The sequence below is a fragment of the Methylobacterium sp. B1 genome (genome assembly GCF_000333255.1).
GTDB classification, from domain to species: Bacteria; Pseudomonadota; Alphaproteobacteria; order Rhizobiales; family Beijerinckiaceae; genus Methylobacterium; species Methylobacterium fujisawaense.
In genome coordinates this window covers 1-5,930 of the sequence record NZ_BACT01000051.1, presented here as the reverse complement: position 1 = coordinate 5,930, position 5,930 = coordinate 1, and the positions used below count along the sequence as shown (strand labels likewise).

Genomic DNA, 5,930 nt, shown 5'->3' with positions numbered 1-5,930 from the left:
GGAATGTCTCGAGCTGCTCGGCTCGCCCCCGCCGAGTCCACGGCCACCAAGGAGGCGTCGAATGCTTGAGAGCCCCGCCAAGCCCGCCCCTTCCCTCAACCGATCCGAGACCGATGGAGGACGCGGTGCCCCGTAGAGGTGCGAGTGTTACTCAGGCCGACATCGCGCGCGCGGCACGAGCGCTGCGGTCGGCCGGCGTCGAGAAGGTGCGTATCGTGTTCCGGCCGGAAGGCATCAGCGTCGAGGCCGACGATGGCCAGCCCAGCGAGCGTGAAAATCGGCTTGCGCAGCGGACCCGGGTGATCGCCCTATGAACGCCATGCCTCGCCCGCGCCCGCTCCACCTCCGCCACGAGACCACCCGCCACGGAGAAAAGGTCTGGTACGTTCGGCGTGGAGAAGGGCCGCGGATCCGGCTGCGAGAGCCGTTCGGCAGCAAGGCGTTCTGGGCGGAGTACGAGAAGGCCGTCCGCGGTCATGCGCCAGACGTCGAGGCGCGAAAGGCGCAGACGACGGGCTCGCTCGGGTGGCTGATCGACAGCTACATGGCGAGCGCTCAGTGGACGACCGAGCTGTCCGCCGCGACCAGGGCGCAGCGCGCCGGCATCCTGAAGGAGACGAAGGAGGCTGCCGGGCACGAGTCCGCGGACCGCATCAACAAGCTTTCTATCCAAAAGGGCATGGACAAGCGGGCCGCGCAGCCGCACGGCGCAAACAATTGGCTCAAGACTATGCGCGGGCTGTTCGGCTGGGCGGTGGCGCTCGACATCGTACCGGCGGATCCGACGCGGAGCGTGAAGCTCCTGGCCGGCGCCAACGACCGCAACGGCTTCCACACGTGGACCGAGGAGGAGGTCGCCCAGTTTGAGGCCCGACACAAGGTCGGCACGCGCGAGCGGCTTGCGCTCGACATTCTGCTCTACACCGGCCTGCGACGTGGCGATGCCGCCCGGCTTGGCCGCCCGCACGTCCGCAACGGCGTGATCCGCATCATGACCGAGAAGACCGAGCAGGAAGTCACGATCCGGATCCTGCCGCCGCTGGCTGCATCAATCGCCGCCGCGCCAATCGGCGAACTGACGTTCATCGCGACCGAGAAGGGGCGACCGTACACCAAGGAGAGCTTCGGCAACTGGTTTCGGGACGTCTGCGCCGAGATGGGGCTTCCGGGCCGTGCTCACGGGCTGCGCAAAGCCGGCGCGCGCCGAGCCGCCGAGAACGGCGCTACAGAGGCCGAGCTGAACGCCTGGTTCGGGTGGGCAGAGGGTAGCCGGGAGAGCGCGACTTACGTGCGCGGGGCGAACAGAACGAAGCTCGCCGCACGCATTGCCGATCGCTATTCTGAGATCTCTGACGCCGCACCACCAACCCAGGTGCGGCGGAGATAGCAGATTTCTTCAGCAAAATCAGAGGGTTAGTTTTGTGATGGCTCCCCGAGCAGGACTCGAACCTGCGACAAGGCGATTAACAGTCGCCTGCTCTACCAACTGAGCTATCGGGGATCACGAGGGGGTCTCTACACACCGCGATCGCGGGACGCAAGGGCCTCGACGCATGATCCGCGGGCATTCCACGGCACGGCGCTCTGCGTCACAGGGCGCGGCCTGCACCGATGGCAGTCGAGCGCCCGCTATGTTGCTTTTTGGCAACATATGCGCCGGGTCCCGCCGCTGGCTTGGCTCGCTCGCTCCGGCCGTCGCCGCCAGGGTCATGCGAATGTCGCGACGCGATCCTACGGGAGCGCCAGCCCGGACGACCCGGTGCGTGGCCATTGCCATCATGCTGACCCATCACTGCCTGAACCCCCAAGACCCCTATGCGGAGCGCGAGGTGCGCGTCGCCTTCGAGTGGGCCGCCGACCGTCCCCGACTGATCGCGGCCCTCGACGAGCACGAGGCCGATATCCTGCCCGATCTCGTCGACGTGCAGCGCGACGACCTCCGCCGTGAGATCGTCGCCGCGCTCCGGATGCAGGAGCAGTCCCGCCGTCAGCCGGTCGGCAGTCCGGCCCCCGTTGCCCGGGATCGCTGACGGGTCTCGCGGCGGGCGCGCAGCCCGCCACCGGCACGCGGGCGTCCATAGGCCCGACGCGGTCCAATACGCAGCTCCAGCGCTCGCGAGATCCAGCATTCGCAGTCGTCCGGTCCGGAAGCACGCGGTATGCGCGTGATCATTCTGTGTGCGTGCTGCAAGATCTGGCTATTCGTTGATGGATATCGGTCTCGATCGCCATATCGGATAATAGAGTTTGCCGGCTATATTTACCTGTTCAAAAGGAAGTGTTCGTGTATAGCTGCGCCTCTTCGTAACCCTCGCTGAAGCGGCGCGGCTCCCATGCGAATTTCACTCGGCCTCAAGCTCTCGGCAGTGATCGGATTGCTGGCCCTCGTGGCGATCGGCATCGCGGCCTTCGCCGTCCGGCAGTCGAACTGGGAGCAGGAGCGCGCCGCCGCGACGGACAGGATCTGGAATGCCGGGCTGCAGGCCGGTGCCCTAGGGCAGGCGATCGAGCACGCGGTGGTGCAGGCCACGGCCCTCTACACGGCGGAAGACACCGCCGAGGCACGGACGCGCCTGTCGGCACTCCACGACGCCCTTGCGACGGTGGAGCAGGTGCGCGGACCCTTCCTCGCAGCGATGGAAGATCAGCTTCCCGAAGATCGGCGCCGGCGCTTCGATCTCTTCGTGAAGGAATTCATCGCCTACCAGACCGACACGGCCGAGCTGGGGCTGACGGTGTCGCCCAAGGCGGCCCTGATCCAGGCGACCGACGAGGCGACCGTGAAGAATCGGGAGCGCATGGTGGCCGAGATTGGCGCCCTTGGACGGGAGGTGCTGAGCCGCCTGAATGCCCGACGCGCCGGGGACGCCGTCGACCGGCGGCAGGCGCGGATCACCCTCGTGGTCGTGCCGGCGGTGGCGCTCGTGCTGGGGCTGCTCGCAGCGGTCTGGATCATCGTCACCCAGGTGCGGCGCCCCCTGCACCGTCTCAAGGATGGCATGACGGCGCTCGCCGCCAACGACCTCGGCCTTGTCATCCCGTTCACGCATCGTCGCGACGAGATCGGCGAGATGGCAGCCGCCATCGCGGCGTTCCAGACCGCTCTGATCGAGAAGCGCGATTTGGACGCGGAGGCGCAGATGCGCCGTGATCGTGACCGGATCCGGGCGGAAGCCTTGGCGACGGCGACCCATGCCTTCGAGGCCGAGACGCACCGCGCGGTCGCCGATCTCGCCGGATCGGCCGAGGCGATGCAGGCGGCCGCCGACACGCTCACCGGCAATGCCGGCGCGATGGCGTCCGAGGCCGCCATCGTGGCGGGTGCCTCCAGCCAGAGTGCCGGTTTGGTCGACAGCATCGCCAGCGCTGCCGAGGAACTCTCGGTCTCGGCCCGGGAGATCGAGGCCCGGGTGCGGCACACGAGCGAGATTGCTTCCTCCGCCCTCTCCGACACGCAGGGCCTGAAGGAGACGGTGATGAGCCTGTCGCAAGCGGCCGAGGAGATCGGCACGGTGGTCACGTTGATCCGCGAGGTGGCCGGGCAGACCAATCTGCTGGCGCTCAATGCGACGATCGAGGCCGCCCGGGCCGGTGTCGCCGGGCGCGGCTTCGCGGTGGTCGCCGCCGAGGTGAAGGCCCTGGCCGGCCAGACGGCGCTCGCAACCGACCGCATCACCGGGCAGGTCGGGGCGATCCAGGGGGCCGCAGGACGCACGGTCGGCGCGATCGGCACGATCGGCGAGACGATCGCCCGCATGAGCCTGATCGCCTCCGAAGTTGCGAAGGCCACCGATCAGCAGGGCCAGGCCAGCCAGGAAATCGCGCGGGCGATCTCCAGCGCGGCCGCGGACGCCCGCAGGGTCTCGGAGAGCGTTGCCGGTGTTCAGGCCGCCGCCGCGTCCAACGAGGCGCAGGCCGGACAGGTGCGCGGCGGCGCCGTGCGGGTCACGTCCGGGGCGCACAGCCTGCAGAAGGCCATCGAGACCTTCACGACGCAGGTCCACAGCGCATGAGCGCGCGGCGACGCTCACGCCGGAGCATCACGGCGGGATCAGCCAGGAGAGGAAGAAGAAGGATGGAGGCCTCGCCCGGAATCGAACCGGGGTGCAAGGATTTGCAGTCCTCTGCGTAACCACTCCGCCACGAGGCCTTCCTGAACGGCGTTGCCATCCGGTCCGGAGCTTGGCGGACAGCTCCGGGTGCGCGTCTCTAGCAGACGTCGGCCGTCGCAGGCAACGGTCCTGAGCCGCCGACGTGGCGGTTCCTGTCAGCTTTGCCAGACCCGGGGCATCGCGACGCCGCGATACTGCGCCACGAACCGGGCGATGAGGCCGCGCAACGGGCCGACGGCCTCCCCGAGGGCGCGGATCGCCAAGTGACCGTTCCAGGCACTCGCGGCTGCCGTTGTTCCGGGTGCGGCGGCCCCGGCCAGGAGGGCGCGGGCCTCCTCGAGGCGCGCCTCCGCGCCGGGGGCGATGTCGAGGACGGTCGCGCAGGCGCGCGCTCCCCCGCCCACCGCCGGACGGGCGAGGAGATCGCTGATCGGGCCGTCCAGCAGAAGATCGTCGGCGTAAGCGAGCCGGCCGCCCCGGCGAATGCGCCAGGAATCCGCGAACAGCCCGTCCGTGATCCGCTCGCCCCTGGCCGCTCGGCCGAAGGCGACGACCTCCACGGCGATCAGCGCCGCACCTTCGGCGAGATCGGCCGTGAAGCGGCGGCGCACCCGGGCGCGGTCGAACAGGATGGTCTCCTGCGGCAGCCAGGCGAGGTGCGCGCCGGCCTCGAGAGCCAGGGTGTTGGCGATATGGCTTACGGGGCCGTCCGATCGGTAGATCTTCTCGGCTGCGGTGGTGGTCAGGACCAGTTCGGCGCCCGGATCGAGGGCGAGGTCGATGGCGAAGGTGTCGCCGCAGGCCACGCCGCCTGCGGTGTTGACCAGGACCGTTTCCAGCGCGCCCGTTCCCCGTGGGAATCGGAGCCGCGACGGGCCGGATTCGGCGAGATCGAGGATGCGCGTCGCGCCGCCCGGGTGGGTCGGGCCCACCCGCAGCCGGACGCGCCCGTCCGAGCGCTGGCGTGCCGGTGGGGCGCCGGTCGCCGCGGGGGGGCATGACGACGTGGGGAGGCGGTGGTCCATCAGCCGCGCCCGGCCGGCTCGATGGGGGCGGCCTCGACCGGCAGGGTGGGCCGATCGAGAATGCGACGGCCGAACAGGCTCGCCACCAGCTCGACCAGCACCCGGGCGCTGCGCCCGCGCTCGTCGAGGAAGGGATTGAGCTCGACCACGTCGAGGGACTGCACCAGACCGGAATCGTGAAGCATCTCCATGATGAGATGTGCCTCCCGGAAGGTGGCGCCTCCCGGGACCGTGGTGCCGACGCCGGGCGCGATCGACGGGTCGAGGAAGTCGATGTCGAGGCTGACATGGAGATGCGCGCCCTGGCCCGCGACCCGGTCGAGCACCCGCCGGAGCGGCGCCACCACGCCGAATTCGTCGATCGTCCGCATGTCGGTGATGCCGACCCGCCGCGTCGTCACCAGCGCACGTTCGCCGGCATCGATCGATCGCAGCCCGAACAGGTGGACGTTGGCGGGGGACAATGGCTGCGGGACCGGCTCGGCGAACAGGCGTGGAAAGCCCGGCTCGCCGCACAGGGCGGCGAGCGGCATGCCGTGCACGTTCCCGGAGGGCGATGTCGCCGGCGTGTTGAAGTCGGCATGGGCGTCGAGCCAGAGCACGAAGACGGATCGGCCATGCCGCGCACAGTGCCGCAACACGCCGTCGACGGAGCCCAGGGACAGGCTGTGATCGCCCCCCGCCGTCAACGGAAGCGACCCGGCATCGAGGGCGCCCTCGACGACCCGGGACAGGGCCCGCGTCCAGGCGGCGACGCCATCGAGCCCGCGCATCCCGGCGGGCCCCTCGGGGG

At 69.7% G+C, this 5,930-nt stretch carries 6 protein-coding genes and 2 tRNA genes; 4 read left to right on the top strand and 4 right to left on the bottom strand.

Annotated features, from left to right (window positions below):
• Positions 1 to 113 precede the first annotated feature (113 nt).
• Complete coding sequence (locus I53_RS01505) at positions 114 to 314, top strand: hypothetical protein (RefSeq protein ID WP_043345916.1); 201 nt, start codon at positions 114 to 116, stop codon at positions 312 to 314.
• Positions 311 to 1,387: a tyrosine-type recombinase/integrase gene (locus tag I53_RS01500; protein ID WP_251982181.1), complete on the top strand. Its 1,077-nt coding sequence runs from the start codon at positions 311 to 313 to the stop codon at positions 1,385 to 1,387. Before I53_RS01505 ends, I53_RS01500 begins: the two co-directional genes overlap by 4 nt.
• Before the next feature lie 38 nt (positions 1,388 to 1,425).
• Here I53_RS01500 and I53_RS01495 read toward each other — a convergent pair.
• Positions 1,426 to 1,501: transfer RNA gene (locus I53_RS01495), tRNA-Asn, on the bottom strand.
• Positions 1,502 to 1,763: 262 nt separating this feature from the next.
• On the opposite strand from I53_RS01495, the gene I53_RS01490 reads away from it, so the two are divergent.
• Together I53_RS01490 and I53_RS01485 are read left to right on the top strand one after the other, a co-directional pair.
• Positions 1,764 to 2,030, top strand: coding sequence for a hypothetical protein (locus I53_RS01490; RefSeq protein WP_251982180.1), 267 nt, complete (start codon positions 1,764 to 1,766; stop codon positions 2,028 to 2,030).
• Positions 2,031 to 2,333: 303 nt separating this feature from the next.
• Positions 2,334 to 4,013, top strand: coding sequence for a methyl-accepting chemotaxis protein (locus tag I53_RS01485; protein WP_043345914.1), 1,680 nt, complete (start codon positions 2,334 to 2,336; stop codon positions 4,011 to 4,013).
• A gap of 63 nt (positions 4,014 to 4,076) precedes the next feature.
• Here the strand turns inward: I53_RS01485 and I53_RS01480 are convergent.
• The 3 genes from I53_RS01480 to rocF all read right to left on the bottom strand — a co-directional run.
• Positions 4,077 to 4,150, bottom strand: a tRNA-Cys gene (locus I53_RS01480).
• Between the two features lie 117 nt (positions 4,151 to 4,267).
• Complete coding sequence (locus tag I53_RS01475) at positions 4,268 to 5,137, bottom strand: urease accessory protein UreD (protein ID WP_043345912.1); 870 nt, start codon at positions 5,135 to 5,137, stop codon at positions 4,268 to 4,270.
• Positions 5,137 to 5,930 (bottom strand): arginase (rocF, locus tag I53_RS01470; RefSeq protein WP_043345918.1); only part of this gene is annotated, 794 nt, incomplete at its 5' end. The genes rocF and I53_RS01475, both read right to left, overlap by 1 nt.

Coding starts and splice junctions, on each gene's coding strand:
- I53_RS01505 (WP_043345916.1), top strand. CDS start 114: ATGGAGGACGCGGTGCCCCGTAGAGGTGCGAGTGTTACTCAGGCCGAC.
- I53_RS01500 (WP_251982181.1), top strand. CDS start 311: ATGAACGCCATGCCTCGCCCGCGCCCGCTCCACCTCCGCCACGAGACC.
- I53_RS01485 (WP_043345914.1), top strand. CDS start 2,334: ATGCGAATTTCACTCGGCCTCAAGCTCTCGGCAGTGATCGGATTGCTG.
- I53_RS01475 (WP_043345912.1), bottom strand. CDS start 5,137: ATGGACCACCGCCTCCCCACGTCGTCATGCCCCCCCGCGGCGACCGGC.